This window comes from Micromonospora sp. NBC_01405, from assembly GCF_045040155.1.
In the GTDB taxonomy this organism is placed as follows: Bacteria; Actinomycetota; Actinomycetes; order Mycobacteriales; family Micromonosporaceae; genus Micromonospora.
On the sequence record NZ_CP109532.1, the window covers coordinates 5,087,519 to 5,114,179 of the forward strand.

The 26,661-nt window shown below is 72.9% G+C and carries 23 protein-coding genes, 1 tRNA gene and 1 pseudogene; 10 read left to right on the top strand and 15 right to left on the bottom strand.

Features of this window, described 5'->3' with window-relative positions; genetic code table 11:
- Nucleotides 1-37: 37 nt before the first annotated feature.
- The 4 genes from OG559_RS22300 to OG559_RS22315 all read left to right on the top strand — a co-directional run bounded on the left by OG559_RS22300 (nucleotide 38) and on the right by OG559_RS22315 (nucleotide 3,448).
- Complete coding sequence (locus OG559_RS22300) at nucleotides 38-709, top strand: maleylpyruvate isomerase N-terminal domain-containing protein (RefSeq protein ID WP_405106593.1); 672 nt, start codon at nucleotides 38-40, stop codon at nucleotides 707-709.
- A 157-nt stretch (nucleotides 710-866) separates the two neighbouring features.
- Nucleotides 867-1,841 (top strand): LLM class F420-dependent oxidoreductase, encoded by a 975-nt coding sequence (locus OG559_RS22305; protein ID WP_405116881.1) that lies wholly within the window; start codon nucleotides 867-869, stop codon nucleotides 1,839-1,841.
- Nucleotides 1,838-2,629, top strand: a complete 792-nt coding sequence (locus tag OG559_RS22310; protein WP_405106595.1) for an SDR family oxidoreductase — start codon at nucleotides 1,838-1,840, stop codon at nucleotides 2,627-2,629. Before OG559_RS22305 ends, OG559_RS22310 begins: the two co-directional genes overlap by 4 nt.
- Before the next feature lie 123 nt (nucleotides 2,630-2,752).
- Nucleotides 2,753-3,448 (top strand): response regulator, encoded by a 696-nt coding sequence (locus OG559_RS22315; RefSeq protein ID WP_405106597.1) that lies wholly within the window; start codon nucleotides 2,753-2,755, stop codon nucleotides 3,446-3,448.
- On the opposite strand, the gene OG559_RS22320 is transcribed toward OG559_RS22315, so the two are convergent.
- A complete protein-coding gene (locus OG559_RS22320; protein ID WP_405106599.1) occupies nucleotides 3,445-4,692 on the bottom strand; it encodes a sensor histidine kinase in 1,248 nt (415 codons plus the stop codon). The two genes, OG559_RS22315 and OG559_RS22320, sit on opposite strands and share 4 nt — an antisense overlap.
- A gap of 360 nt (nucleotides 4,693-5,052) precedes the next feature.
- On the opposite strand from OG559_RS22320, the gene OG559_RS22325 reads away from it, so the two are divergent.
- Complete coding sequence (locus OG559_RS22325; RefSeq protein WP_405106601.1) at nucleotides 5,053-5,595, top strand: hypothetical protein; 543 nt, start codon at nucleotides 5,053-5,055, stop codon at nucleotides 5,593-5,595.
- Nucleotides 5,596-6,087: 492 nt separating this feature from the next.
- On the opposite strand, the gene OG559_RS22330 is transcribed toward OG559_RS22325, so the two are convergent.
- From OG559_RS22330 to OG559_RS22350, 5 genes are all read right to left on the bottom strand, one after another.
- Nucleotides 6,088-8,403 carry a transglutaminaseTgpA domain-containing protein gene (locus OG559_RS22330; RefSeq protein WP_405116884.1) on the bottom strand — a complete coding sequence of 772 codons (2,316 nt, stop codon included), beginning with the start codon at nucleotides 8,401-8,403 and terminating at the stop codon, nucleotides 6,088-6,090.
- 41 nt (nucleotides 8,404-8,444) lie between these two features.
- The gene (locus OG559_RS22335) at nucleotides 8,445-9,695 is read right to left on the bottom strand and encodes a DUF58 domain-containing protein (RefSeq protein ID WP_405106603.1); all 1,251 of its coding nucleotides are present in this window, start codon (nucleotides 9,693-9,695) and stop codon (nucleotides 8,445-8,447) included.
- A gap of 16 nt (nucleotides 9,696-9,711) precedes the next feature.
- Nucleotides 9,712-10,713: an AAA family ATPase gene (locus OG559_RS22340; protein ID WP_405106605.1), complete on the bottom strand. Its 1,002-nt coding sequence runs from the start codon at nucleotides 10,711-10,713 to the stop codon at nucleotides 9,712-9,714.
- A 27-nt stretch (nucleotides 10,714-10,740) separates the two neighbouring features.
- Nucleotides 10,741-13,380, bottom strand: a complete 2,640-nt coding sequence (locus OG559_RS22345; RefSeq protein ID WP_405106607.1) for a fibronectin type III domain-containing protein — start codon at nucleotides 13,378-13,380, stop codon at nucleotides 10,741-10,743.
- Nucleotides 13,381-13,533: 153 nt separating this feature from the next.
- The gene (locus OG559_RS22350; RefSeq protein WP_405117108.1) at nucleotides 13,534-14,544 is read right to left on the bottom strand and encodes a fibronectin type III domain-containing protein; all 1,011 of its coding nucleotides are present in this window, start codon (nucleotides 14,542-14,544) and stop codon (nucleotides 13,534-13,536) included.
- Here OG559_RS22350 and OG559_RS22355 point away from each other — a divergent pair.
- On the top strand, nucleotides 14,543-14,971 hold the full coding sequence (locus OG559_RS22355; RefSeq protein ID WP_405117111.1) for a hypothetical protein: 429 nt from the start codon (nucleotides 14,543-14,545) through the stop codon (nucleotides 14,969-14,971). The genes OG559_RS22350 and OG559_RS22355 overlap by 2 nt on opposite strands.
- Nucleotides 14,972-16,116: 1,145 nt before the next feature.
- Here OG559_RS22355 and OG559_RS22360 read toward each other — a convergent pair.
- Nucleotides 16,117-16,344: pseudogene (locus OG559_RS22360) on the bottom strand (hypothetical protein); the annotation flags it as partial.
- 178 nt (nucleotides 16,345-16,522) lie between these two features.
- Here OG559_RS22360 and OG559_RS22365 point away from each other — a divergent pair.
- Both OG559_RS22365 and OG559_RS22370 read left to right on the top strand, forming a co-directional pair.
- Nucleotides 16,523-16,609 (top strand) — tRNA-Leu (locus OG559_RS22365).
- 339 nt (nucleotides 16,610-16,948) lie between these two features.
- A complete protein-coding gene (locus tag OG559_RS22370) occupies nucleotides 16,949-17,326 on the top strand; it encodes a hypothetical protein (RefSeq protein ID WP_405106609.1) in 378 nt (125 codons plus the stop codon).
- A gap of 289 nt (nucleotides 17,327-17,615) precedes the next feature.
- On the opposite strand, the gene OG559_RS22375 is transcribed toward OG559_RS22370, so the two are convergent.
- A complete protein-coding gene (locus OG559_RS22375; RefSeq protein WP_405106611.1) occupies nucleotides 17,616-17,840 on the bottom strand; it encodes a hypothetical protein in 225 nt (74 codons plus the stop codon).
- Nucleotides 17,813-18,619 carry a hypothetical protein gene (locus tag OG559_RS22380; protein WP_405106613.1) on the bottom strand — a complete coding sequence of 269 codons (807 nt, stop codon included), beginning with the start codon at nucleotides 18,617-18,619 and terminating at the stop codon, nucleotides 17,813-17,815. Before OG559_RS22380 ends, OG559_RS22375 begins: the two co-directional genes overlap by 28 nt.
- Nucleotides 18,620-19,040: 421 nt before the next feature.
- Here OG559_RS22380 and gdhA point away from each other — a divergent pair, with 421 nt between their 5' ends.
- Nucleotides 19,041-20,387: an NADP-specific glutamate dehydrogenase gene (gdhA, locus tag OG559_RS22385; protein WP_405106615.1), complete on the top strand. Its 1,347-nt coding sequence runs from the start codon at nucleotides 19,041-19,043 to the stop codon at nucleotides 20,385-20,387.
- A gap of 269 nt (nucleotides 20,388-20,656) precedes the next feature.
- On the opposite strand, the gene OG559_RS22390 is transcribed toward gdhA, so the two are convergent.
- The 3 genes from OG559_RS22390 to OG559_RS22400 form a co-directional block, all read right to left on the bottom strand.
- Nucleotides 20,657-21,190 (bottom strand): hypothetical protein, encoded by a 534-nt coding sequence (locus OG559_RS22390; protein WP_405106617.1) that lies wholly within the window; start codon nucleotides 21,188-21,190, stop codon nucleotides 20,657-20,659.
- 261 nt (nucleotides 21,191-21,451) lie between these two features.
- Nucleotides 21,452-22,114: a TetR/AcrR family transcriptional regulator gene (locus OG559_RS22395; protein WP_405106618.1), complete on the bottom strand. Its 663-nt coding sequence runs from the start codon at nucleotides 22,112-22,114 to the stop codon at nucleotides 21,452-21,454.
- 104 nt (nucleotides 22,115-22,218) lie between these two features.
- Nucleotides 22,219-22,449 carry a hypothetical protein gene (locus OG559_RS22400; RefSeq protein ID WP_405117114.1) on the bottom strand — a complete coding sequence of 77 codons (231 nt, stop codon included), beginning with the start codon at nucleotides 22,447-22,449 and terminating at the stop codon, nucleotides 22,219-22,221.
- A 46-nt stretch (nucleotides 22,450-22,495) separates the two neighbouring features.
- Here OG559_RS22400 and OG559_RS22405 point away from each other — a divergent pair, with 46 nt between their 5' ends.
- The gene (locus tag OG559_RS22405; RefSeq protein WP_405116887.1) at nucleotides 22,496-23,509 is read left to right on the top strand and encodes a DUF4386 family protein; all 1,014 of its coding nucleotides are present in this window, start codon (nucleotides 22,496-22,498) and stop codon (nucleotides 23,507-23,509) included.
- Between the two features lie 204 nt (nucleotides 23,510-23,713).
- Here OG559_RS22405 and OG559_RS22410 read toward each other — a convergent pair whose 3' ends face one another.
- The 3 genes from OG559_RS22410 to OG559_RS22420 all read right to left on the bottom strand — a co-directional run bounded on the left by OG559_RS22410 (nucleotide 23,714) and on the right by OG559_RS22420 (nucleotide 26,660).
- Complete coding sequence (locus tag OG559_RS22410; protein ID WP_405106619.1) at nucleotides 23,714-24,097, bottom strand: hypothetical protein; 384 nt, start codon at nucleotides 24,095-24,097, stop codon at nucleotides 23,714-23,716.
- A gap of 154 nt (nucleotides 24,098-24,251) precedes the next feature.
- Nucleotides 24,252-25,343, bottom strand: a complete 1,092-nt coding sequence (locus OG559_RS22415) for an S-(hydroxymethyl)mycothiol dehydrogenase (protein ID WP_396674434.1) — start codon at nucleotides 25,341-25,343, stop codon at nucleotides 24,252-24,254.
- Nucleotides 25,344-25,415: 72 nt separating this feature from the next.
- Nucleotides 25,416-26,660, bottom strand: a complete 1,245-nt coding sequence (locus OG559_RS22420; protein ID WP_405106621.1) for an ATP-grasp domain-containing protein — start codon at nucleotides 26,658-26,660, stop codon at nucleotides 25,416-25,418.
- Nucleotide 26,661: the final 1 nt, after the last annotated feature.

Consider the following 26,661-nt stretch of genomic DNA (forward strand, 5'->3'; position numbering starts at 1 on the left):
CGAAACTGGAGCCGTCACCTACCGGACGGGGAGGCCCATGCGAGCGGTACGGGCGGCGTTCCACGACGAGTGCGTCACGCTGGGCGGGGTCCTGCGCGGCCTCGGCCCCGCCGACCTGGATCGGCCCACCGGCTGCCCGCCCTGGCGGGTACGGGAACTGATCGCCCACGTCTCCACCGGCGCCGGCCGCCTTGCCGGCATGCTCGCCGCGCCGGCGCCCGGCCGGGCCGAGGTGGACGCGGCCGGGTACTTCGGCGCGGCGAAGTTCGCCCCCGAAGTCGACCGGGCGCGGATCGACAGCGCCCGCCGGGAGGCCCGCGAACTGCCCGACCCGGCGGCGGTGGCGGCCGAATTCGGCCGGGCCTGGCGGGCGGCCGACGCCGCAGTGGGCCGCCAGCCGGTCGACCAGGTGGTCCGCACCCGGCACGGCGACGCCATGGCCCTGTCCGAGTTCCTGGTCACCCGGGTGGTGGAGGTCGGCGTGCACGGCCTGGACCTGGCCGCCGCCCTGGGCCGCGCGCCGTGGCTGACGCCGGCCGCAGCCGAGGTCGTCGCGGCGCTGCTGACCGGCGGCCGGGACGTCCCGGCGGAGTTCGGCTGGGACCGGCTGACGCTGGTCCGTAAGGCCACCGGTCGGGCCCCGCTCACCGACCGGGATCGGGCCGCGGCCGAGGGAGCCGGGCTGCGCTGGCTCGCCTTTGGCGGCTGACTTCCACCAGCGCGCCGACCTTCGCCGCGGCGTCCGGTACCAGCGCGTCGGCCGCCCGCTCCCGGACACCCGGCCGATCGGCACGGCGGCCCGACGGCCCGACCTTGCCGGGCAGCCCGGCCAGCGGGAGGATCGGCCGGTGACGAACCGATGGGGTATGACCGTGCCGCTGAGCGGCATCCCGCTGGCCGACCATGCGGCTGTCTACGCGGCCCTGCACCGGGCGGGCTTCACCGACCTCTGGTCGTCCGAGGTCGCCGGGGCCGACGCGTTCACCCCGTTGACGCTCGCCGCCGCCTGGCAGCCCGAGCTGCGCCTCGGCACCGCCATCGCCCCGGTGTTCACCCGGGGGCCGGGCCTGCTCGCGATGCACGCCGCCGCGCTCGCCGAGGCCGCCCCCGGCCGGTTCGCCCTGGGCCTCGGCGCGTCCTCGCCGGTGCTGGTGCGGGACTGGAACGCCGTGCCCTTCGACGAGCCGTTCAAGCGCACCCGGGACATGCTGCGCTTCCTGCGGGCAGCCCTGGCCGGGCGGACCGTCGACGGCGCGTACGACACCTTCGCGGTGCGCCGGTTCACCCTGGAACGGCCGCCGGCCGTGCCGCCGCCGCTGCTGCTGGCCGCCCTGCGTCCGGGAATGCTGCGGCTGGCCGGCGCCGAGGCCGACGGGGTGATCCTCAACTGGCTCGCCGCCGCCGACGTGCCGACCGCCCTCGGCGCGCTGGGGGAGCGGCGGGCCGGCTTCGAGGTGGTGGCCAGGATCTTCGTCTGCCCCACCGAGGACGCCACGCACGCCCGCGCCCTCGGCCGCCGGCTGATCACCAGCTACCTCACCGTGCCCGCGTACGCGGAGTTCCACCGCTGGCTGGGCCGGGCGGAGACGCTCGGGCCGATGTGGCGGGCCTGGGCGGCGGGGGACCGGCGCGGCGCTGGCGCCGCCGTGCCCGACGAGGTGGTCGACGCGCTGGTGCTGCACGGCTCGCCCGAGCGCTGCCGCGACCAGGTACGCCGCTACGCCGACGCCGGGGTGGACGTGCCGGTGCTGGCCCTGCTGCCCACCCCCGAGCTGGCCGGCGGCGGCGCGGCGGCGCTGGGGGACCTCTTCGCGCGCCTGGGCGGGGGTGAGTCGCGGTGAACCTGACCGACCGGATCGTGGTGGTCACCGGCGGGGCCGGCGGCATCGGCTCCGCCCTGGCCCGCCGGTTCGCCGCCGAGGGCGCGGCGGCCGTGGTGGTGGCCGACCTCGACGCCGCCGGGGCCCGCGCCGCCGCCGAGGGCGTCGGCCCGGTCGCCCATGCCGTGCAGCTCGACGTCACCGACGAGGAGCAGGTCCGCGCGCTGGTCGCCGACACCGAGCGGCGGTACGGGCGGATCGACCTGTTCTGCGCGAACGCGGGCGTCACCTCCGGCGGCGGGATGGAGGTCGACGACGCCGGCTGGGACCGGGCCTGGCGGGTGAACGTGCTCTCCCACGTCTACGCCGCCCGCGCGGTGCTGCCGGCGATGCTGGCCCGGGGCGGCGGCTACCTGCTGCACACCTGCTCGGCGGCGGGCGTGCTGACCTCCGTCGGCGACGCCCCGTACGCCACGACCAAGCACGCCGCCGTCGGCTTCGCCGAGTGGCTCTCCATCACCTACCGGGACCAGGGCGTCCGGATCAGCGCGCTGTGCCCGCAGGGGGTGGACACCCCGATGCTCGCCGACGGGTTGGCCGCCGGCCACCTGGGCGCCCGGGTCATCGCCGCGTCCGGCGCCGTGCTCACCGCCGACCAGGTCGCCGACACGGTGGTCGCCGGCCTCGCCGAGGAGCGCTTCCTCATCCTCCCGCACCCCGAGGTCGCCGCCTACGCCCGACGCCGGGCGGAGGACCCGGACGGCTGGCAGTCCGGCCTGCGCAAGCTCGTCCGCCGCCTCCGTTCCTAGCCCCGTCGCGGCTCCGGCGGCAGGCCATGGTGGGCGGGTCAGCCGGCTCGACCCCGGCGGGGCCGGTAACCGTACGCTCAGGCCTGCCGATCTTCGGCGTCGAACCGGAAGGGCAGGAGGCTCATGTCCCGCAGCAGTGCGCCGGTCGAGGTCCTCGTCGTCGACGACCAGGTGCTGATCCGCGCCGGCCTGGCCGCCCTGCTCCGGGCGGCACCGGGAATCCGCGTGGTGGGCGAGGCCGCGGACGGCCGCGAGGCGATGGCCCTGGCTGCCGCCACCCGACCCCAGGTGATCCTGATGGACCTCCGCATGCCCGGCGTCGGAGGCGTCGAGGCCACCCGCGAGATCATCGCCGCAGCCGGTGACGACCCGCCCCGGGTCCTCGTGCTGACCACGTTCGACACCGACGAGGACGTCTACGACGCGCTCCGGGCCGGGGCCACCGGCTTCCTGCTCAAGGACACCCCACCGGAACGCCTGCTCGCCGCCGTCACGACCGTGGCGCGCGGGGACATGCTCTTCACGCCCCGCGTCGCCCACCGGCTCGTCGAGGCCTTCGCCGGCTCCGCCGCGTCGCCGCCCCACGCGCTGCCGGCGCTCGACGTCCTCACCGGACGGGAGCGGGAGGTGCTGCGACTGGTCGGCGCGGGCCTGTCCAACGCGGAGATCGCCGAGCGGCTGGTCATCGCCGAGGCGACCGTCAAGACCCACCTGAACCGGACCATGGCCAAGCTCGACCTGGCCAGCCGGGCGCAAGCGGTGGTCTTCGCGTACGAGTCGGGGCTGGTCCGACCGGGCCGGGGCGACCAGGCCGGTTAGCTCGATCCGATCGGGGCCGGCGACCGCGGGTCGCCGTGCACCGTCTCGTGGCCGTCGACCGGGATGGCTCCGACGGGCAGGGTGAGGGTGACGGCGAAGCCCCCCTGCGGGGCGGTGCCGGCGTGCACGCTTCCGCCGTAGAGCCGGGCCCGCTCGTCCATGCCGACGAGACCGTGGCCGCCCACCTGCCCGGCGGCGGCGCCCGGCCCGTCGTCGGTGATCCGGATGGTCAGTTGTCCCGGCCGGCCGTAGTCGAGCGTCACGTCCGCCCGGGCGCCGGGCGCGTGTTTGAGGACGTTCGTCAACGACTCCTGCACCACCCGGTAGGCGCAGAGGTCGGCCCCCGGCGGCAGCGGGCGGGGTGACCCGGCAACCGCCACGCTGACCTGAATGCCGGCGGCCCTGACCCGCTCGACCAACTCGTCGAGCCGGCCCAGCCCCGGTGCGGGATCGTGGGCGCCGGTTCCGCCGCGCGGATCGGTGTCGGGAACCCGGAGCAGGGCGAGCATCCGACGCATCTCCTCCAACGCCTCGTGGCTGCTGCCGGCGATGGTGTCCAACGCCGTGCCCACCGTCGCCGGATCGGTGGAGAGCACGTACCGGGCCAGGCCGGCCTGCACCGAGATCACCGACATGTGGTGGGCGACCACGTCGTGCAGCTCGCGGGCGATACGTATCCGCTCCGCCACGACCGCGCTGCGGGCCCGGGCCTCCCGCTCCTGGCGCAGTTCCTCGGCGAGGGCGAGCAGCCGCCTGTTGCGGTCGGCCAACCGCCTGGACCCGGCCCCGAACAGCCAGGCGATCAGGGTTGCCACCATCGCCTGGGCGAGCGCCGTCCACGGGGTGTATACGTCGATCACCACCCCGCTGTAGAAGATCACGGCGGCCGTGGCGGCGGCCCCGGGCATGGCCGTGCGGGTGCGGTGCGTCGCCGCCACGGTATACATCGCGAGCAGCGGCCCGAACAGGTTCAGGCTGGGCACGTAGCCGAGGCTGAGGAACCAGGCCCCCGCCGCGCAGCAGGTCAGCAGGACGGTCATCGGGGCACGGCGGCGCGCTGCGAGCGGAAAGTTGGCCAGGCAGGTCATCGCCACGGCCGTGTCGTCGAACTCGCGGAACCCGGGCAGCTGGTAGTCGCGGCCCATCCACGACGTGACCACGACGATCCCGATGGCGACGGCGGCGTCGACGACCGTCGCGGGCACCTCAGACGACCGCCGTCGGGGGCCCTCGCGGTGTGGCATTGATTGATCGTAGTCAGCTGGTGTGGCAGCGGTCGGCAAGTCGCTGCCCGGGCTTCTGCTCCGCGGTGCGTGCCCGGGGCGAAGGCCGTCCGGTGGAGCAGACGCCTGCAACCACAGTGGTAGGCACCCTGGGCGGTTGCCGCTGTGGTTGCGGAAGAGGGTCAGTCACCGAGATGACGCGGCCCGTCGATACGGGAATTAGTGTCTTCGTACCGGGCCACCCCGCCCTGCGCCGGTGTCCAGGACCGACCGGTTCCGGCGGGAACCCACTGGCCCGGCGCCATCGTGATCAGGCCGGGGCTGGTCCTGCCGATACCCGGCCTGTGCCGATCGACCCCAACGCGAACACGAGGAGCTGATGTGCGCAAGAGACTGACGAGAAAGATCTTGGCCGCGCTGGCCGCCAGCCTGACGGTCGTGGTCGCGTCACTGGTTCCAGCGGCGCCCGCAGCCGCTGACAACGGCCAGCGTTGCAACGAACATGTGCAGAGCAAGACGTTTGCTCTGCCGGGTAAACCGGACGTGATCCACCACGTGATGCTTTGCTTCCGGTCGTTCGATGACGGCAAGGCCGACGCTAGGTCATTGACCTATTGGGACTTCGAGGACATCGTCCCTCCCGTGCCCGGTGTCCGGTTCGACGCCTACACCATCGAAGTAACCATCGAACGGCGGGACACCAAAACCAGCGCGGACCACGTGATTTCTCGGTGGACCTGTGACCTGAAGGCTTACGTCAACGGACCGCGGCCAGCCAACCTGCCCAGTGAGGTCTGCTGGATGCCGTGGATTGGCTACAGCTGGCAGGGCTACTGGTCAGCCGACGCGAAGGTCACCTACGACATCAACAACGATGGCAAGGGTGCCGCTACGTGGAACATCACCGGCACGCCGCTGTGGTGACTAATCCCTGACGGGGCGTTCACACTCCCCGCATACGAGCAACTGCTGACCGCGAGCGCCGCAGCGCCGAGCACCAACGGCACCCCATGCCGCCCCGTGCATCGGGCAGTCCGGTGGTGGCCGGACGTTTGCCTCCCGCATCCGGTCGGGGACCTGTCTGTCGGTCCCTTTGGAGCTGCCCCGTTTGCGCGCCCGCTCCATCGGTAGCACAAACGGGGCAGCTCCAAAGGGACGACGGAGGGTGGACCGACCCGACGGAGGGTGGACCGGCCGCGCACACCACCCTCGACCGGCTCGCCGACGGGGTCGACCGGGCGAAGGGCGACCCGACAGGGGCCGACGATGTCGGTAGCGCGCGTATCCCCTGGGGCCTGCCGAGCCGGAGACCCTCACGACCTTGCCGAGGCTCTGGGTTCCGACCCCGTCCGGGAAGGGGGGTGGGACTGGCCGGATTTCTGCACCGGCCCGATCCCGGCGCTGGGCATCGAGCGCTCAGCGGGGCCAACGCAGGGGACCGGGTCGGACCGACCAGAGGAGGCGGCCCCACCAGGGACGGCCGGCGCGCAGCGCGGCCACGTAGTCGGTGGCGGTCGCGGCGGCCCGGGTGGCCTGCTCGGCGGTGGCCGTGCCCGGGGCGAAGGCCGTCCGGTTGAGCAGACCGGCCAACTCCTCCAGCCGCGCGCCGAGATCCCCGGGGGCTGTCCCGGTTTTCCGTGGCCCGGCGGCCGGGACGAAGGCGGGGGCGGCACCGGCGGCCGGGATGGACGGGGGACCGGCGTCGGCGACGGCCCGGCCGGCATGGGCGGCGACCTCGGAGGCGGAGAGGTCGCCGCCCACCGGCCGGCCGGCCAGCCGCAGCGCGTCGGTGACCTCCCGCCAGGCGCCGGCGATCCGCTGGCCGGGGTCGCCCCGCTCCAGCCGCGCCCGGGTCCGCGCGCGGCGCATCAGCAGGAGCGTGAGCAGCCCGGCCACGACCAGCAACAACGTGCCGCCCGCCCCGACGCCCACCAGCAGCGCCGTCGACGGCCCACCTGCCTCGGCCGGCCCGCCCGGCCCGGCCACCGGCTCCGGCGTCGCGGTCGGCCCGACCGTCGGCTCCGGCACCTCCGACGGGGGCGGATCCTCCGGCGTGGGGCGGAAGTCCTCCTCCACTGGGCGCGGCTCGTCGTCCGGACGGGGCAGCGGGTCGAACGGCACCCAGCCGAGGCCGGAGAAGAGCACCTCCGGCCAGGCGTACGCGTCGCCGGCCCGGACCGGCCCGTCGCCGGAGGCACGGAAGCCCACCACCACCCGGGTCGGCAGCCCGGTCAACCGGCCCAGCAGGGCGAACGCCGCCGCGAACTGCTCGGAGGTGCCCCGCTGGCCGCCCGCGTTGCGCGGTCCGAAGAGGAAGAAGCCCAAATTCGGGTACGCGTGCCCGCTCGGCGCGTCCGCCACCATCCGGTAGTGCTCGGCGAGGAACTGCTCGATCGCCGCCGCCCGCGCGTACGGGGCGCCGTTGTCCTCGGCGAGCTGAGCGGCGAGCCGACGTACCGGGTCAGGCACCCCGTCGGCCACCCGCAGCACCCGGGCCACCTCGTCCCCGGCCGGCACGTCCGCCATGCCGAGGAGGTTGTCGTCCGGCCGCTCCGCCGCCGAGGTGACCGTGTACCGCAGCCCCGGCGTCAGCCCCTCCGGCCGGATCAGCGTCCCGGTCTGCGGGTCGTACGCCACCCGGGCGCCGCTGACCTCGCGCGGGGTGGCCACCGCGGGCAGTAACCGCCCGCTCAGGTCCGCCACGGTGATCTCCTGCCGGACCGTCTCCACCGTGGCCCCGGGGGCGGGCTCGGTTGCCGGCAGGATCCGCCCGGCGTTGCGGTACGTCGCCCCGACCCGCCACGTCACCCCGTCGTAGTCGCTGAGCACCGCGAGCCGGATCCGCACCGACCGGCCCCCGTCGCCGCTGCCCGGCCCGGTCGACCCCGCCGGGGTCGGCACCGGGTCCGGGGCGTCGGCCGGCGCGCCGGGGCGGCGCGTCGTCACGTCCAGCAGCTTCTGCTGCGGGTTCAACGCCCAGCCGGAGATGCGGATCAGCGGGTTCTCGTCCAGGGACTCCACCTGCGGCGGCTCCACGTACCGGCGCGGGTCCACCGGCCGGTCGTCGACCCGGCCCGCCACCACCGGGCCGAGCAGGGCGGCCAGTCCCACCACCACGACCAGCCCGGCGGCGGTGGTGGCGGCGAGACGTACCCGCACCGCCGCCCGTACCCCCGGGGCCAGGCCGGCGGTCGGGTCCGGGCCCGACGGACCCGGCCCCCGGGACGGCGCGGCCAGCCCGACCGCGGCGACCGCCGCGAACGCCACCGTCGGCCAGATCGCCGGGTCCGCGTTCGGCCCGACCACGTACAGCGCGCCGGCGTAGAGCAGCGCCGGTGGGAGACAGCCCAGCAGCACCCGGCCGGCCCGCAGCGCCACCTCCGCGCCGGCCAGCCCGGCCAGCCACGCCGCGACCAACGGCACCAGCACCGTGTCCGGGGTCGGCTCGACCGGGATCATCGCGGTCAACAGCCGGGGGATGCCGTTGCGCGCCGCGTCCGCCGTCACGTCGGCCAGCGAGCCCGACAGCCCGGCCGCGTCGGCGGACAGCCGCAACGACCACGCCGTGAACCCGGCCAGGCCGGCCACCGACAGCGGGGCGACCAGCCAGGACGGCAGCCGCCGGGCGGCCACGCTGACCAGCACCGAGCCCACCGCCGCGCCGATCACCAGCCGGGGCAGCAGGCCCCCGGCGTACACCCGGCCCAGCACCACCCCGGTCAGCGCGACCATCGCGATCAGCGCGAGCGGCAGCGGCACCGCCCGAAGCGCCCTCACCACCGGCGGACCCCGTCCCACTCGGCCGCGAACGCGGCCCCGTCGGCCGCGTCGACGACCACCATCCCGGTCGCGCCGGCCGGCGTCGGCTCAGCCGCCCCGAACACCCCCACCACCACCGACGGGTACGCCCCGCGCAGCGCGCCGAGGTGTCCCAGGTCACCCCGGCCGCCCGGCCCGGTGAGGAAGACCAGCGTGTCACCGAGGCGCTGCTGACGCAGCCGGGCCGTCGCCGCGCCCAGCGCCGCACCGGCGTCCCCCGGGTCCAGCCGGACCGCGGCGAGCCGGTCCAGCGGCGGGGTCGCGGCCCCGGCCGCCCGGCTCGCCACCGTGGTGGCCGGCGGCGCGGCGGGACGGGCCCGCAGCCGGCCCACGACCCGGGAGACCCACCGGTTCCCGGCCGACGCCGACTGTCCCTCGCCGGTGGACTGCTCCGGGGCCACCAGCAGCAGCGCCACCGGCAGGTCGGCGCGCAGCGCCGCCGCGACCACCGACGCCGCCGCCTCGCAGGCCGACTCGAACGACTCCGGGTCGGGGTGGGCGGCGGCCCGGTCGTCCAGCAGCACCACGATCCGGGGCAGGCTGGTGTCCACGTTCTCCCGCACCATCAGCTCGCCGACCCGGGCGCTGGTGCGCCAGTGCACCCGGCGCAACTCGTCGCCGACCACGTACTCCCGCAACGAGTCGAACGTGATCGACCCGTGCGGCACCCCGTCCAGCCGGCCGTCGAGGCTGCGACCAGCCCCCCTCGGCACCGCCACCAGCGGGTGGATGCGCGGGTGCACCCACACGGGCACCGTGCCCGAGTACGGGCGGGCCAGCGCCACCAGCCCCAGCGGGTCGCGCCGGGTCACCCGCAGCGGCCCGACCGGCACCACGCCCCGCCGGTCGGTCGGCACGTCGTAGCTGATCGTGGTGTCCCGGCCGGGGCGCAGCCGCAGCACCGGCACCGGCACCGTCCGCTCGCCGCAGCGGTCCTCGGCCAGCAGGTTCACCGCCCGCAGCCGCCCCGCGTTGCGCACCGTCAGCACCATCCGCGCCGGCTCGCCCCGGGACACCCGGTCCGGGTCCGCATGCCGGGTCACCTCCAGCCGGGGCCGCCACAGCGCCACCAGCAGGGCGTACCCCACCGCGACCGCCGCCGCCGCACCGAGCAGCGTCAACTCCGGGTACGCGAACCGGAACCCGGCGACCAGCAGCGCCACGGCGGCCACGAGCAGCCCGGCGCCCCGGGCGGTGATCCCCACGTCCGTACGGCCCGCCTCAGCCCTGAACCCGGGCCGGGGCGACCTGCCCCGACGGCAGCGGCACCGGCACCGAGGCGACCGCCTGACGCAGCACCTCGGCGGGGGTCACCCCGCGCACCTGCGCGTCCGAACTGAGCAGCAGCCGGTGCGCGAACACCGGCTCGACCAGCGCCTTGAGGTCCTCCGGCATGATCCAGCCCCGCCCGTCGATCAGCGCGTACGCGCACGCCGCCCGGGTCAGCGCGATCACCCCCCGGGGGCTCACCCCCACCCGCACCTGCGGGTGGCTGCGGGTCGCGGCGGCCAGCCGGACCGCGTACGCGTACAGCGGCTCGGCGATGTGCACCCGCCGGGCCATCTGCACCATCTCCCCGACGGTGTCGGTGTCGGCGATCGCCGACAGCGCCTCGGGGGAGCGGACCGTCGCCCCGCGCAGCACCTCCACCTCGACCGCCTCGTCGGGATAGCCGACGGAGAGCTTCACCAGGAACCGGTCGAGCTGCGCCTCCGGCAGCCGGTACGTGCCGTCCATCTCCACCGGGTTCTGCGTCGCCACCACCAGGAACGGCTGCGGCACCGGGTGCCGGACCCCGTCCACGGTGACCGTGCGCTCCTCCATGACCTCCAGCAGCGCCGACTGGGTCTTCGGCGACGCCCGGTTGATCTCGTCGGCGATGACGATGTTGGCGAACACCGGCCCCGGGTGGAACTCGAAGCCCCGGGTGGCCTGGTTGAAGATGGTCACCCCGGACACGTCCGAGGGCAGCAGGTCCGGGGTGAACTGGATGCGCCGCCACCGCCCCTTGACGGTGGCGGCGATCGCCCGGGCCAGGGTGGTCTTGCCGACCCCCGGCACGTCCTCCAGCAGCACGTGCCCCTGCGCGAACAAGGCCGTCAGCGCGAGCCGGACCACCTGCGGCTTGCCCAGCACCACCGAGTTGACGTTCTCCGCCAGCCGGGCGGCGAGGGCGGCGAAGCCCTGCACCTCCGGCTGGGTGAGCGGTTCGTTGGTGTTCACGGTGGTGCTCCTTGCCTGGTGGCGCGGTCAGCAGGTGGGCAGGACGTTGATGTTGTCCCCGCCCTCGAGGTTGAGCCAGGCCCACGGAATGTAGTTCTTCCCGTCGAACTCGACCTGCACCCACCAGGTGCTCTGCTTCTGGTTGTTGTAGATCCAGGAGTCGACGTTCTCGCCCTGCTTGCGGCAGTACGCCTTCAGCCGCCGGCCCGGCTTGGCCCAGCCGGCCTGCTGGTCGTTGTCCTGCCGGGTCACCCGGAAGACCTCGTTGCCGTTGCGGCCGTCGATCTCCTTGTCGCAGTACGTCCGCTGGTCGCCGTCGGGACCGTTGTTGCAGGTCGCGATGCCGTACAGCGGGTCGGTGTCCTGGGCCCGGGTCGCGGTGCCCTTGCCGGCGGCGTTGCTCGCCGTCACCGTGGCCGTGTACCTCGTGCCCGGCGTCAGGCCGGACACGGTCGCGCTGGCGCAGTTCCTCGCCTGCACCGGCGCCTCGCCCGGGACGCTGACCGTGCAGTTCGCCTTCCCGCCCCCGGCGTCCACGGTGAAGGTGACCGTGACCGCCGTGGCCGTCGCCGACGAGCCGGTGACGGTGATCCGGGGCTCGGCGACCGTACGCGCGGTGGCGGTGGCCTCCGGGCCCGGGCCGGCCTCGTTGACGGCCTTCACCTTCACGGTGACGTTCTGCCCGTCGCCCAGGCCGTTCACGGTGGCCTGGGTGTCGGTCACCTCGCTGGCCCGGCCGCCCACGTCCACCAGGTACTTCGTCACCGGCCGGCCGTTGGCCGGCGCCGGGGACCACTGCACCGCGACGGTGCCCGGCTGGTCCGCCACCGTCGACGCCCGCAGGCCGACCGGCTGGCCGGGCGCCGCGAACGGCACCACGCTGTTGCTCACCGGGGACGCCGTCGACCCGGCGCCCCGGTCGTTGACCGCGACGACGGTGAACGCGTACTGCGTGCCGTACTCCAGCTCGCCGGCCGGCACCACCAGCTCCGTCTTCGCCGACTCGCCCGCCGGGGCGTTCGCGCCGGCCGAGGCCGCCGTCACCGCGTACTTCGCGATGGTGTTGCCCTGGCCGTTGGCGGCCGGCCACTTGACCAGCACCGTGCCGTCCGGCCGGGCCTCGGCCGTGACGCTGGCCGGCGGGTCCGGCACGGCCGCGGTCGGGATGACCGGGTTGCTGGTCCGGGCCGGGCCGTCGCCCTTGGCGTTCACCGCGTGCACCGAGAACCGGTACGTCTCGCCGTTGGTCAGGCCGGTGATCTCCACCGACCGCTGGTTGGCCCCCACCTCCCGGCGCTGGCCGGCGCCCTCCACCACGTACCGGATGATCTCCGCGCCGTTCGCGGCGGCCGGCCGCCAGCTCACCCGGGCCTGCGCGTTGCCGGCCGACGCGGTGACGCTGCGCGGCGCGCTCGGCTTGCCCACCTTCGGCTTCTTCGGCGGGGGCGGTGGCGGGGGCACCGGCGGCGGGTCGCCGCCGAGCACGTCGTTGGCGTACTTGTCGACCTCGCGCACCTGGTGCTTGTCGTCCACCACTCGGGCGGTCGACGAGTCCGGCGCGTTGATGAACAGGCGGTTCTCCCGCACCTCCAGCTCAAGCGGGCCCGTCGAGCCCTTGCCGCCGATCGTGTCGACGAGCTGGCCGTTGGCGTCGAAGGAGTACACGGTGCCGGTGGTCTCGTCGGCGCAGTAGTAGCGGTCGGCCCAGGCCACGGCCGGGCTGAGCCCGTCGCCCCGGCCCGGCACGGTGAACGCGCGTTCCTCGCCGCCGGCGCCGACCACATGCACCGTCCGGTCACCGGGGACGGTCACCGGCACCTTCGGACCGCTGGTCCGCGCGGGCAGGGCACCCGGCCCGGCGATCGTCAGCGGCGGCGTCCGGCTGACCTCGCCGCGCTGCACCCGCACCAGCTCGCCCGACGTGCGGTCGAGCACCGCCACCCCGTCGTCCAGCGTGGAGACGATCAACTCGTGGCTGGGCTCGGCGATCTCGTACGTCTCGACCTTCTTCGGGCTGACGCCGGCGTCGGCCGGCGCGGCCGAGCCCGGCTCGGACGGCAGCTCCGCCGCCGTGACCGCCGAGACGGTGCCCTCGGCCGGGACGGCGATCCAGAGCCGGCCCTCCCCGTCGAACGCCCCGCCGGTGATGCCCGGGGGATAGCGCACCGGCTCACCCACCGGGGCCAGTGAACGCGGGTCGAGCTGCCGGACGATGCCCTGCACGGCGTCCACCACGAACGCGGCGTCCTCGTGCAGTGCGACGTTGACGCCCAGGCCGGGGGTGGTCCGGGTGGTGGCGGTGATCTGGAGGGTGGCCAGGTCCAGCGAGTTGACCTGTCCCGTGTTCAGGTCACGCAGGACCAACAGCCGGTCGGTCTGGATGACCTGCATCGGATGCCGGCGGGCGTCCGGGACCTCCACCCGGGTGTCCACCCGCGCGGTGATGCCGTTGACCCGGGCCATCTCGCTGCGCGCCGCGCTCCACAGCCAACTGCTGGCGTCGTAGTTGGCCACCGCGTTGTCGGCGGCGCCCAGCCCGAGGACGGTGAGTCCCATCGCGGCCAGCAGCGCGCCCACCGTGCCGACGGTGACCAGACCGCCGCGCCAGCGGGAACGGCGAGCGGGGATCTCCGGCCCGGTGCTCACGGCGTCGTCGTTGGTGGCCACAAGCGGCTGCCTCCCCGTGTCGTCATGCTGGTCGGCGCGCCGGAGACCGGCGACCCTCCCCTGAGCCGGGTGCCATCATATGGCCACCCTGAGGCAGGGGAAACCCGCACGGTCCGGCTGTGGACACCCAGCGTGTGCGGTGTGGACGACCGGTCAGCTCGGCGTCGGGGCCGGACCCCGCGCGGTGCAGACCTGCCCGGACGTGGCGAAGGCGTCGGTGGAGTAGACCGCCAGCACGGTGAAGCAGTAGTCCACCCGCGAGTTGAGGCCGTTGACCGTGTAGCTGGTCTGCCCCGGGTCCACGGTGGCCAGCACGCCCAGCTTCTGCCCGGTCCGCCCGCCGGCCACCATGAACGGCACCGCGCCGGAGGACGGATCCGTCCAGGTGAGGCTGATCGTGCTGCTGTCGTCGCGCAGCTTCAGGCCACCCGGCGGAGGGCCGCTCACCTTCGGACCCGCCGACGCCGACGCCGGTGTCGCGCCCGGGGAAGGGGCCTCATCGCGACCGAACACCAGCACCGCGACGCCGACCACGATCGCCAGGGCCACCAGCGCCACCACCGCGACCAGGACCACCGTCCGGCCGCGCCCGGCGCGCTCCTTCTCCTGGTACGTCGTCTGCCAGGCATCCGGCGGCGAGGGATAGCCGTCGTCGGCCCGCCAGCCGTCCCGCTCGTGCCAGGCCTGCCCCTCCTGCTGCTGCCCCTGCCCCTGGCCGTGTTCGGCCGGTCTGTGCTCGGCCGGCTGCTGCTCCGCCCAGTCCAGCGCGCCCGGTCCCCGCTCGCCCGTTCCCCGCTCGCCCGGTCCCCGCTCGGTCGCGTCGGAGCGGTGGTCCCGATGCGGAGACGGTGGGACCGTGGACGGAGGCGGTAGGACCGGGAACGGCGCGGCGGCGGACGCGTCGAGCCGCGGCACCGACGGCTCCGGACCGGGTGACCGAGGCGGCGGTGCCGGCGCAGGGCCGGCCTCCGGCTCCCAGCCGGCGTACGGCGCGTCCGGCTTCTCGGCGGGACGGTCGACCCCGTCTCGCGGGTCCGGGGCCGCGTCCGGCTCCTCGACGGTCGGAGCCAGCGGCTGCGGCGGCGCGACGCTGCTCCACGGCGGCGCCGTCACGCCCCAGGGCGGCGCCGGCGGCCCGCTGACCGGCGGTGCGCTGTACGGCATGCCGCTCACGGGCGGTGCGCTGACCGGCGGTGCGCTGTACGGCGGTGCGCTGAAGGGCGTGCCGCTCACGGGCGGTGCGCTGTATGGCGTACCGCTGATCGGTGCTCCGCTCACGGGCGGAGTCGTGAACGGTGTGCCGCCCACCGGTGGTCCGGCCACGGGCGGCATGCTGACCGGTGTGCCGCCCACGGGTGGTGCGCTGACCGGTGGCCCACTGACCGGTGTGCCGCTGACCGGCCGTGCGGCCGTGGGAGGCGTGCTGGCCGGGACGGCCGGGGGACCGCTCGCGGGCGGTGCGCTGACCGGGGCACCGCCCTCTGACGGGGCACCACTCACCGCCGCCGGGCCGCCGCTGACCGGTCCGGCCTGCGTACCGGCCGTTCGGGCGGCCTCCTCCCGCAGCAGCGCGTCGATCTGCCGTACCTGAATGGTCGGTTTGTCCCAACCCGGTGCCGGGACGGGCGGCGATGCCGGCTGCGTTGCCGGGCCGACGGGCGGGCGAGGTGTGGGTGTGGCCTGCGGCGTGGCCGGTGCGGGTGCCGGTGGGGCGGACGTGGGCTGGGTGCCGCTCGATGCGGACCGTGGCACCCCCGGGGTGGCGGGCCCGGGCGGCGCCGGCGGCTGGGGTGGTGTGACCGGTCCGGTACGCGGAGACGGCGCGGCCGGGGTCGGAGGGAGGGCCTGATGCGGCGGCGGCCCGGGCTGGGCGCTGGGGACCCGCGGTGGGGGAGCCGGGGCCCGGGATGCCGGCGGCGCGGCGATCTGGGCCGGAGTCCACGAGGAGCCCGCCTGCTGGGCCGGCACGCCAATCGGTGTGGGGGGCGGGGGAGCGGGGAGCCGGGGCACGGGCGCGTGCCCCGGTGCCCGGGGCGGCTCGGGACGGCGTTGTGCAGGTGCAGGTGCCTGGGTCGGCGGCGGCTCGGTCGGTGGGGCCGGAACCCGGGGCGGAGGTGGGATTCGCGGCGGGAGTTGCTGGGGCGGCGCCGGAATCTGGGGCGGAGCCGGCAGGTGACGCTGCGTTGCCGGGACCGGCGGTGGAGGTGGCGACTGCCGTGGCGGGGTGGACACCGGGGGCGGGGGCGGCGCTGCAGCCGGCCGGGGCGCGGCGGCCTGCGCCTGCCTCTGCGGCGGGAGCATCGGCACCGGTGCGAGGGAAATGGTCGGACCGTCGAGCTTCGGCGGACCAAGCTGGCCGGCCGGCGGACCGTGCTGGGGGGCCGTCGCGCCGGGCTGAGGAACCGTCGGGCTGGGCTGAGGGGCGGTTGGGTGGTGCGGGGCGGCGGATGGGTTGTGCTGAGGAATGGGGGCCGCCCCGGGCGCGGCGGCGCCGAGGTATTGCCGCGCCTCGCGTACCGCCGGGTGGTCCGCGCCGAGCACGGCGGGCCCGGCGTCGGCGATGCGGGAGTAGTGGCGGCGGGCCTCGTGCCGGTTGCCCAGCTCCTCGGAGACCGAGGCGAGGTCGAGGGAGAGCGCGAGCATCAGCGGATCGGCGGGATGCCACCGGCGCTCACCGGCCGAGAGGCATTCCTCCAGTACGCGCCGCGCGGCAGCCGGGTCGTCGGCCTCACGATGCAGGCGGGCCAGGAGGTGCGCACTGCGCAGCACCTCCGGATGGTCCTCGCCGTAGCTGGCCCGGATCGGTCCGAGCGCGTCGGCCAGCAGCCGACGCGCGCCGGCGATGTCACCGGCGGCGCGTTGGGCCAGCGCCCGATGCTGGAGGGCGGCCAAGGGAGAGGGCTGTGACACGTCAGTCATGCTGCCCGGAGAGGGGGGGTCGACGCCACCCGCCCTGCCGGCCATGATCGAATCAGCCCACCCCAGTCGGGTCCTTTAGCCCCCTGAACTGGGCAAACGGGCCGGCGGGAAGGTGATGTGCATGATCCATCGCCGCCGTGTACAGTAATGCCCCGTGCGGCCCTCCGGGTCGGCCAACGGGCGGTGAGGCCGCCCAGGTCGACAGGGTAGGCTGAACGAGTAGGTCCGGGTGGCGGAATGGCAGACGCGCTAGCTTGAGGTGCTAGTGCCCGTAAAGGGCGTGGGGGTTCAAGTCCCCCCTCGGACACCAAGAATTGATCTTTGAAACAGCAGCTCAGGCCCCCTCCGGTGGAGGGGGCCTGAGTCGTCGTAGGGGCGTGGTGGGGGAACTCGGTTCGTAGGGGGCTGGCGATGCCGTCGACGTAGCCCTCGGCGTACCCCTCGGCTCGGGCCGCAGCGGCCACGCGGAGAACGACGAGCGGCAGAGTGTCCGTGTCCGCATCGGCGGGTGCCCGGGCGATGCCGAGCATGGCCCTCTGGCTTCCCTTGATGGGTTCCCCCGCCCGGCATTCTTTGCCAGGATTCACATCACGTGTGGAAGATTTCTACACGCTTCGACTGGGGAGGACGAATCATGCGCATCCGCAGCATGGTGAGTGCAGCCATACTCGCTGGGGGCCTGGTCGCCGCAGCGGCGCCGGCCGCCGCCGCGCCCGCCGCCGCGCCCCAACAAGAATCGGCGTGCTCGCTGACGGTCACCAACCTCTACTACTCCATTGGCATGCAGACCGCCTTCGCCAGGCTCTCGGGCGGGTGCAGTGGCCCGATCGACATCGCCCTGGAACGCGCGGACGCGCCCGCCGGCCCGTACCAGGAGGACCCGGAGGCGCTCTACTACCTGCAGCAGTCCTCCGACGGTACGGCAGCCACCGCCTACTTCATGGACCCCGCCGAACGGGGATACTGCCGCGCGAGGGCCAGCTTCGACACGCTCGTCGTGTACTCCCAGAACCCGGTCGGCTGCTAGGCCAGCGGACGGACGAAGACCAGCACGAAGGTCTCCGCGAGCGGGGCCGCCCGAGACGAGGGCGGCCCCGACGGCCATGTCGCCGTGCCAGGGACTGCCGGCTTTGTCGATTTCCCCCGCATGCGCCGAAGCATCGTCGTGCACGAAACGGCCCGCAAGCGGCACTCGTTGCAGCGGATCCGAGTGGAGTATTGCGGGTGGTGCACTGACCGGCGACGGTGTCCGCGACACCGGTGAGCCGGGCCGCCTGGTCGTAGGTGTAGATCTGCGCTGACCGGGTTGATGTGCGTTATCCCAGCGTGTGCAGGGCGTCGTCCATCTCGGCGAGCAGGCGCACGGCGGTGTCCTCGGTCATCCCGTCGGCCCGCCACAGCATGATCAGCGACCAGGAACCGTCCGGGCGGGGAAACGCTTCGAACATCAGCTCGATGGCGGTGGTGGGGGGCCGGACCCGGACCCGTTCGACAACGACGTCCGCGCCCATCGTCACCGGTGGCGTCTCCGCCTGGAGCACCGCCCAGACCTGGAAGAAGGGATGCCGGGACCGGTCCGGCCGCAGCTGACCTGGTGGAACCGGGTCGGGCTCATCGCGTCGAGCAGGGTGCGCGCGGCGAAGTCGCGCAGCGGCGCGAGCTCCACCGGACGCCCGTCGGTGGAGCTGAAGACGCAGGCCAGCTCCGCGGCACCGGCGCGCCGCGTCACCCGCAGCACCGCGCACGAGGCGATCGACGGGTACGACCGCAGCACCGCCTCGACCTCGCCCGGCTCGATCCGCACACCACGGATCTTGAACTGCCGGTCGATCCGGCCCCGGTACCGCAACTCGCCGTCCGGGCCGAGTTCGCCACGGTCACCCGTGCGGTAGTAGCGGACACTGTCCCGGTCGAAGAACCGGCGCGCGGTCTCGTCCGGGTCGTTGAGGTAGCCCAGGGCCAGCCCGTCACCGGAGAGTGCGATCTCCCCGGTGCCGTCGAGGAGCACCACCCCGGTCTGCGGCACCGGCCGGCCGATGGGCAAGTCGAACGGCCGCCAGACCGAGCCGGACGCCGCCGACACCCCGGAAACCGGGTCGGAGGCAGGGGACGCTCGTCGGACGAGCAGCCACGCGGATGAAGTCCGGTGCCCGCCGTGGATCGTGGCGAGCTGGTCCTCAGCCGCGACACGCTGCTCGCGGGCCGGCTCGGCGGCCAGCCACTCGTAGAAGCCGGGACGTCGTACCGCCTGGACGCGGCACAGCCGCTGCACGCCGTAGTCGGCGCGGTGTTCGGAGACGAACCGGTAGCGGAGGGTCATCGACCCATCGACCCATAGGCTGTCGAGGAGGGCTTCCGGCCGGATCTCGAAGCGCGCCCGCCGCTCTTGCCTGATGTCGGCGGACATGACGGTCTCAGCGGTAGGAGCCAGACGTCTCGTCGCCAGCCAACAGGCCGCGGCACGCATCCGCAGCGCCGTCACCTCGCCAAACGGCACTGCTGATGACGGGACCAGCAGCGGGAATGGCACACTGAACACGACGAAGCGTCGTCAAGGACAAGGTCCGTGAGGAACCTCGTCCTGCCGGAGCTTCCCGCTCAACATGCCGAGGTTGCCGTACCACGACAATCGCTACCCACAGCGGCATTATGATCTTGACGTGGTCGTGGCGGCGTAGGTGACCTGCGGGTCGCCCAGCACGCGCGGCAGGTCGGCCATGGTTGCACATCGAGGAGTATTTATGTCGGCACAGGACAAGCTAGAGTCGATCTTCACTTCGGTGGTGCGGCGCAACCCTGGCGAGAACGAATTCCACCAATCGGTGCGGGAGGTGCTCGACAGTGTCGTGCCGGCCTTGGAGAGGCACCCCGAGTACGCCGAAGCGAAGATTATTGAGCGAATCTGCGAGCCGGAGCGGCAGATCATCTTCCGGGTGCCATGGGAGGACGATCGCGGTGAGGTCCACATCAACCGCGGCTTCCGGGTGGAGTTCAACAGTGCCCTGGGCCCGTACAAGGGAGGTCTTCGCTTCCACCCGTCGGTCTATCTGGGGATCGTGAAGTTCCTCGGTTTTGAACAACTGTTCAAGAACGCGTTGACTGGCATGCCGATCGGCGGCGGCAAGGGTGGGTCGGACTTCGACCCCAAGGGCCGCTCCGACCGGGAGGTGATGCGGTTCTGCCAATCGTTCATGACCGAGCTGTACCGGCACATCGGCGAGTACACGGACGTGCCGGCCGGCGACATCGGAGTCGGTGGCCGGGAGATCGGCTACCTGTTCGGGCAGTACAAGCGGATCACCAACCGGTATGAGTCCGGGGTGCTGACCGGCAAAGGCCTCAGTTACGGCGGTGCCCAGGTGCGCCGGGAGGCTACCGGCTACGGCGCGGTGTTCTTTGCCGATGAGATGCTACGCGCCGACGGCGGCGACAGTCTAGACGGAAAGCGGGTGGTGGTTTCCGGCTCGGGTAACGTGGCAATTTACGCGATTGAAAAGGTGCATCAGCTCGGCGGCACCGTGGTGACATGCTCGGACTCCTCCGGCTATATTCACGACGAAAAGGGAATCAACGTCGACGTGCTCAAGCAGGTCAAGGAGGTCCGCCGGGCACGGATCGACGAGTATGTCGACGCGCGCCGGCATGCCACGTTCGTCGCGGGTCGCCCGGTCTGGGACGTGCCCTGCCAGGTGGCGATCCCCTGCGCGACGCAGAACGAGCTCACCGCCGCCGACGCGCTCACCCTGATCGCGGGTGGCTGCACCATCGTGGTGGAGGGGGCCAACATGCCCACCACGCCGGAGGCGGTGCGGGGATTCGCCGAGGCCGGGGTGCGGTTCGCGCCCGGAAAAGCGGCCAACGCCGGTGGAGTCGCGGCCAGCGCGCTGGAAATGCAGCAGAACGCCAGCCGCGACTCGTGGACCTTCACCCATTCTGAGGAGCGGCTGCGGGAAATCATGCGGACTATCCATGCCCGCTGCTACGCCACCGCCGAGGAGTACGGCATGCCGGGCAACTACGTCGCTGGAGCCAACATCGACGGCTTCCGGCTCGTCGCCGAGGCGATGCTCGCCCACGGGCTGATCTGAGACGGCGGCGTACTCGTAGTCCGTCCGGATTGCCGAAGGAGTATCCGGGCGAGCTGCGTCAGTGCGCGGTGCGCTTGTGCCGCGAGTCGGACCCGAAGCCCGTCTTCCGGCGGCTGGCCGAGCAGTTTCGGCGTGCACTGCGAGGCGTCGCAGGCTGGACCCGTCAGGTGCCGGTGTTGACGATGACGGCCGGGTGGTTTCGCTGACTGGTGCCGTGAGAGATGCCGGGGGCGGCGGGGCGGCCCGGTTCGGACCGGCCCCGCCGGCGATCACTCGGGGATGACGAACTGGGCGGTGCTGGTGGTGTCGTAGTTGACGCCGTTCTTCTCGGCGTGGTGGGTGCAGTTGACGTTGACGGTCCGGGACTGGACGGGGACGCCAGTGACCGGGACCGTCGGAGACCAGAAGTGCACGTCGACGAGCGCCCCGTTGTTCTCGGAGTCGTAGTCGTTACTGGAGTAGCTGAGCACGGTGGCGGAGCACCGGACGTTGATGTAGTTGGCGTCCACCCGGTCGTTGCTCCAGGTGGCGAGCCGGGAGTATCCGCGGATCTTCACTCCTCCGCGGCGCAACGGCCAGGATCCCTCGTGGCCGGTGTCTTCCAGTTGGATGACGCCCTGCAGGTTGTACGCCGGCGACGGAGGCGTGACGGGGCCGCCGCCGTCGCCACCGCCACCGCCGTCGCCACCGCCACAGTCGAGCGGACACTCGGGTTCCCAGGCGTGCGCTGGCATGGCCACCGCGCCGGTGCCCGCAAGGCAGGCCAGCAGGGCGATTACGACGGTTGCAGTACGTCTGAGCACGTCATCTCCGGTCAGCAGGCATTCAGGATGATCACCTAGGGCGCTCGATCGAGCGCGTTGAGTATCTACCCGGCTTTCGATGGCGCAATATCGACCGTGCGGCGCGCAGCCGCCGCCGTCCGGCGCGTCCGTCCACCCGGGACCCTTTCCCGGCGCACCCGGACAGCGGAGGGCTCCGAGGCAGGGGCCCCGCTCCACCCGGAGAACCGCCGCCATCACCGGTCAGTTGGGCGGCGTCGCCGACGGGCCCGGTAGTGGGAGTCACGACGGGCGGGTGGCACCGCTGTGCATCGCCAGTCCGTCGAGGATCAGATCGAGGCCGAACTCGAACTGCCCGCCGAAGTGGTAGCCAGGCTGCTGGACGTGCTGCGTGGCGAACTCGACCATGTGCGGGTAGTCGCCCGCCGCGAAACCTTCCATGATCGAATCCGCGACCGCGTTGGCGGAGTCTGGACCGTCGAACGGCAGCGACGCCTCCTGCAGCACGAAGCCGTAGACGTACGCATCGATGATCGCGTACGCGTGGGCTGTCATCTGTAGCGAGAAGCCCCCGGCCCGCAGCACACCCAGCATGGTGTCGTGATGGCGCAGGTTGGCCGGCCCGGGACTGGTCCGGGCTTCTACCAGGGTCAGCGCCCAGGGATGCCGCGCGAGGACCGTACGGGCCGAGAGGGAACGCCGGCGCACCTCGGCGCGCCAGTCGCCGCCCACCTCCGGCAGTTCGATCTCCGCGAAAACCCCGTCCACGAGGGCGTCGAGGAGCTCGTCCTTGCTGCGGATGTAGTGGTACAGCGACATCGGCTTGGCGTTCAGCTCGGCGGCCAGCGACCGCATGGTCAATGCCCCCAGGCCGTGCGCATCGGCGATGCCGACCGCAGCCTGCAGCACCCGCTCGCGACTCAGCTGCCGTGCTGGTTCGCCCACCGACTGGTTCCCGTCTTCCTGGCATTGCGTTGACCGGCCTCGCCGCCAAGGCTATCGTACTTAGTACCCCTTACTTAGTACGAAAGCCCTGAGAGGCAATGATGTCACTCCGCGTGACCGGCAGATGCGCCGGTGCGTTCTTCCTGTTGGCATTCGTCTTCTACGGCATCGGCAGCGCTCTCGCCGGGCAGTTCGCCGGGGTGGCGCTCGTGGTGCTCAACTCCGTCATGGTGGCGGCCATCGGCGTACTGGTCTTTCGGGCGCTGCGTCGATCGCGTCCGGGGGGCCGCCTGGACATACCTTGTCGCGCGCGGCGCGGAGGCGTTCCTGCTCACCGCCGGGATCGTCCTGCTGGACTCGGCCGGTGCCGGTGCCGCCGACATCGCCTACCAGGCGGCCATGCTGTCGCTGGGGCTGGGCAGCCTGCCGTTCTGCCTGGCCCTCAACCGGCAGCGCTGGCTGCCGAGCTGGCTGGCGATCTGGGGATTCTCCGGCTACGCGCTGCTGGCGACGGGCGCGGCCGCCGAGCTGATGGGGGCCGGGGTCGGGGTCGTCCTGGCGATCCCGGGAGGTCTGTTCGAGATCGTCTTCGGTCTGCTGTTGCTCGCTCGCGGCTTCGTGCCGTCCGCCGCTGTGCAGCCGAGCGCCGCTCCCGACGGTGCGTCGAGCGTGGCGGCCGTGGACGGCGACTCCCGAGCAGGCCGCGCGGCGCTGGCCGCCGGGCTCTGCCTGCTGCTGATGGCGGTTCTCGCTGGGCTGGCCAACTTCGGCGTCGTGGATCGGCTGGTCTCCACCGACGCCGCCGAGACCACCATCCGGATGCTGTCGAATCAACGGGCATTTGTCCTTGCCATCGTCGCCCTGTTCGCGGTGGCCTGCCTCGACGTGCTGGTCGCCTGGTCGCTGCGGGCGTTCTTCGACGACACCTACCGCACCGTCCCACTGCTCTCGGCCTGGTGCCGCACCGCGTACGCGGTCGTCTTCGCCGTCGCGATCACCTACCTGATCGCCGCCGCCGGTCTCCTGCACGACGGTCCGGCGACCGACGAGATCAGCCCCAGCGTGTACGCGTACATCACCGAATTCGAGGAGATCTGGAGCCTCGGTCTGATCCTGTTCGGCGTCCACCTGCTGATGATCGGGTGGCTGGCATGGCGGTCTTCCACTGTGCCGACCTGGGTGGCGGTGCTCGTAGCGATCGCCGGTGCGGGCTATCTCGCCGACTCGATCGGGGCGCTTGTCTCGGTCGCGTACACGATTCAGGTCGCCGCAGTCACGTTCGTCGGTGAGGTCGTCCTCATGGGGTGGCTGCTCGTGTTCGCCGCGCGCTCGCGTAGCCACCGCCGGTCCGACCTGGACGGAAACCGCGCCCGCAAGTTGCGGCAGCCCGCTTGAGAGCGGCCACCGCGCCGGGTGTTGCTCTAGCTGTAGTGACCATGAGCGTGGTTGACGGCGTTGGCGGCTTGAGAGAAGGAGAGACCTCCGGCGAGGGGTGAGGTGCTGACGCCCACCTCACCACCGGAGGTCTCATCCCACTGTAATGCCGGGAAAGCGGGGTCCGGGTGTCCGCCGGTACCGCGCGGGCCGGCGCCGGGTAGGTCAGATGCCCGCGTCCGGCGGGGACGCGGGGATCTCCTCGATCTGGGATACGCCGCTGGCGGCGTGGACGCCGTGGCGCTGCCACGTCTCGTGCAGCAGGATGCGCCCGTCGGGGAGGATCTCGGGGGTGCTGTGACACTCGCCGACGATGATCCGCCCGTCGTCGAGCACCATGCAGTACGCGAAGTCGACCGAGCCGTCGGGCTGGCACTGTCCGGCGAGGGTGCCCCGGCGCGCGTGACCCCCGGTGAATTCGCCCCAGAGCAGGTCGCCATCCTGCCAGTAGTTCGCGACGCGGCTGTGCTCCCCGCTACCGTCCGCGACCGGCCGGAACCGGCGCCCGTGATAGTTGATCGAGAGGGCCGTGGCGTTGGGTGAGGGCACGCGTGCTCCTTGAACGGGTGAACGGCCTGGGCCGGCGATAGCGGTACGGTCGAGGTGAGTGACTCTGGCGGTGCGCCAGACGCCGGGACACGCCAGAGACCAGCGAGTCACCAAGCCTCGGCGGCCGACGGGCGCTCGCCGGCCGCCGAGGTGGTCAATCGAGCAAGACGACGCTGCGCAGCACGTCGCCGCGGCGCATGCGCTCGAACGCCACCTCGACGTCGCCCAAACCAATCCGCTCGGTGACGAACAGGTCGAGCGGCAGCCGGCCCTGCAGGTGCAGATCGACCAACATCGGCATGTCCCTGGAGGGCAGGCAGTCGCCGTACCAGGAGGTCTTGTAGGTGCCGCCCCGCAGGAACAGGTCCAGCAGCGGCATCTCCAGCCGCATCGATGAGTCCGGCCTGGCCACCAGCACGAAGGTGCCGCCGATGGAGCGCGCGTGGAAAGCCTGGCTCCATGTCTCCGGCGACCCGGCCGCGTCGATGGTCACGTCGGCGCCGAGCCCACCGGTGATCTGTCGGATCCTGGAGACCACGTCCGGTTCCCGGCTGGCGTCGACGACATGCGTGGCGCCCAACTGTGTGGCCATCGGCAGCTTTCGCGGATCGATGTCGACAGCGACGATGGTTGTCGCCCCGGCCAGTTGCGCGCCGGTCACGGCCGCGCAGCCCACCCCGCCGCAGCCGATCACCGCGACGGTGTCTCCGGGGCTGACGCCCCCGGTGCGCATCGCCGCACCCAGTCCGGACATCACACCGCAGCCGAGCAGGCAGGCGGTGGCCGGGTCCACCGCCTTGTCGACCAGGGTGCACTGGCCCGCGTGGACCAGGGTGAGCCGGGCGAAGGCACCGATGCCCAGTGCCGCCCCGAGCGGTTCCCCGGTGGTCAGGGTCATCGGTCGACTGGCGGTGAGTTCGTCCAGACACGCCTCGGGTGCCCCACGCAGGCAGGGGCGACAGCGCCCGCAGACCGCCCGCCAGTTGAGGATGACGAGGTCACCTGGGACGACGTGCGTCACGTTGTCACCCACCTGCTCGACGATCCCGGCTGCCTCGTGCCCCAGCAGGTACGGGTAGCCAGAGCCGATGACGCCGTCGCGGTAGTGCAGGTCGGTGTGGCAGACCCCGCAGGCCAGCACCCGCACCGTTGCCTCGTCCGGTCCCGGGTCCGGGACCACGATGTCGCGGATCTGCACCGGCTGGCCCGGGCCGAGCGACACCACGGCCTCGACTGTCTGCGCCATGAACCATCGTCCTTGTCTGTCTGTCTTGCTGCTGCTGGTACGGGGGCGGGACGGCCAGTGGAGCGGCCCGGATCAGTCGGCGAATTCCACCTTGATCAGGTCCGCGAACCGGATCATCGTCGCGAAGGCGTCCTCCTGCGAGGTCCCGGTGGTGCCGAGGAACCCGAGGATCGTGTTGCCGTGCGGCGGGCGCTTGATGACGTCGCCCGGCCGTGCGGTGATCTTCAGGTCGAACGTCCGTTCCGACTCGCTGACCTCGGCCGGCACGTGCACGCTGGCGATGGTGCCGGCCGCGCAGATCAGACACATCGACGCGGTGTGCACACCAGTGGGCTCAAAGTGCCGCACCCGGGGCCGCACGCCGCGGGCGATGTCGACGGCCGCCGCGATCGGGTCGTGATCGGCGGTCAGCCTGGCGATCAGGTCGAGCCCGCCGCCGCCGACCCGTCCGGCGATCTCCAGAAGGTGCGGCCGGCCGTCGTGGAACCGTACTTCCGCATGCCCCACGCTGCGCCGCAGCCCCTGCGCCCGCACCCCGGCAGCGACCACCTCGTGCACCGCTGCCAGGTCCTCCGGGCTCATGGACGTCGGCGCGTGGTGGACATCGTCGTCGAAGGTCTGCCCCTCGATCGTGATCCGGTCCACCACCGAGCCGAGGTACACCTCGTCGTCCCAGACGACCACCTCCATCAGGTACTCCGCGCCGTCCAGGAACGACTCCACCAGCAGGCCACTCGGGCCGAGGTCCACCCCATCCGGCTCGGACCGCGCCCAGAACATGTCCCGGCTGCCTTCCTCCGCCTGGGCGTACCGCTCGGCCAACTCCGCCGGGGAGCCGACCTTGAACACGAAGTTGCTGCCGGCGCCGTGCGTGGGCTTGATGATGACCGGATAGCCGAACTCCTCCGCCGCGGCCTGCGCCTCGGCCAGGGTGCCGGTCAGCCGGAACTGGGGAGAGGGCGCGCCGGCCCGCTCGTACGACTGCCGCATCAGGTACTTGTTGCGGCAGTTGACCGCGGCTCCGACTCCGATGCCGGGTAGGCCGAGGGCCTCGGCCACCGCCGCTACGGTGATCACCGACGACTCCGAGAACGTCAACACCCCGTCGAAGCCCTCGGCCTGGTGCCACTGCTTGCCGGCGGCGATGATGTCGTCGATGTGGCGGGAACCGACCACCTGGTACCGCTCGGCGGGCCAGAAGTCCGGCTTACCTTCACCGTTGAGCACGTAGAGCGTCGCGCCCAGGGCTTCCACCTGCGCGTAACGCGACAGATAGTACTCCAAATACTGACAGGTCTCGATGGCGAGTAGCTTCATC

Bases quoted from the DNA above. Each gene is read 5' to 3' on its own strand.
- OG559_RS22300 (WP_405106593.1), top strand. From the start codon at position 38: ATGCGAGCGGTACGGGCGGCGTTCCACGACGAGTGCGTCACGCTGGGC.
- OG559_RS22305 (WP_405116881.1), top strand. From the start codon at position 867: ATGACCGTGCCGCTGAGCGGCATCCCGCTGGCCGACCATGCGGCTGTC.
- OG559_RS22315 (WP_405106597.1), top strand. From the start codon at position 2,753: ATGTCCCGCAGCAGTGCGCCGGTCGAGGTCCTCGTCGTCGACGACCAG.
- OG559_RS22320 (WP_405106599.1), bottom strand. From the start codon at position 4,692: ATGCCACACCGCGAGGGCCCCCGACGGCGGTCGTCTGAGGTGCCCGCG.
- OG559_RS22330 (WP_405116884.1), bottom strand. From the start codon at position 8,403: ATGGTCGCGCTGACCGGGGTGGTGCTGGGCCGGGTGTACGCCGGGGGC.
- OG559_RS22355 (WP_405117111.1), top strand. From the start codon at position 14,543: ATGCCGCTCACGGGCGGTGCGCTGACCGGCGGTGCGCTGTACGGCGGT.
- OG559_RS22350 (WP_405117108.1), bottom strand. From the start codon at position 14,544: ATGCCGTACAGCGCACCGCCGGTCAGCGGGCCGCCGGCGCCGCCCTGG.
- OG559_RS22370 (WP_405106609.1), top strand. From the start codon at position 16,949: ATGGTGAGTGCAGCCATACTCGCTGGGGGCCTGGTCGCCGCAGCGGCG.
- OG559_RS22380 (WP_405106613.1), bottom strand. From the start codon at position 18,619: ATGACCCTCCGCTACCGGTTCGTCTCCGAACACCGCGCCGACTACGGC.
- gdhA (WP_405106615.1), top strand. From the start codon at position 19,041: ATGTCGGCACAGGACAAGCTAGAGTCGATCTTCACTTCGGTGGTGCGG.
- OG559_RS22415 (WP_396674434.1), bottom strand. From the start codon at position 25,343: ATGGCGCAGACAGTCGAGGCCGTGGTGTCGCTCGGCCCGGGCCAGCCG.
- OG559_RS22420 (WP_405106621.1), bottom strand. From the start codon at position 26,660: ATGAAGCTACTCGCCATCGAGACCTGTCAGTATTTGGAGTACTATCTG.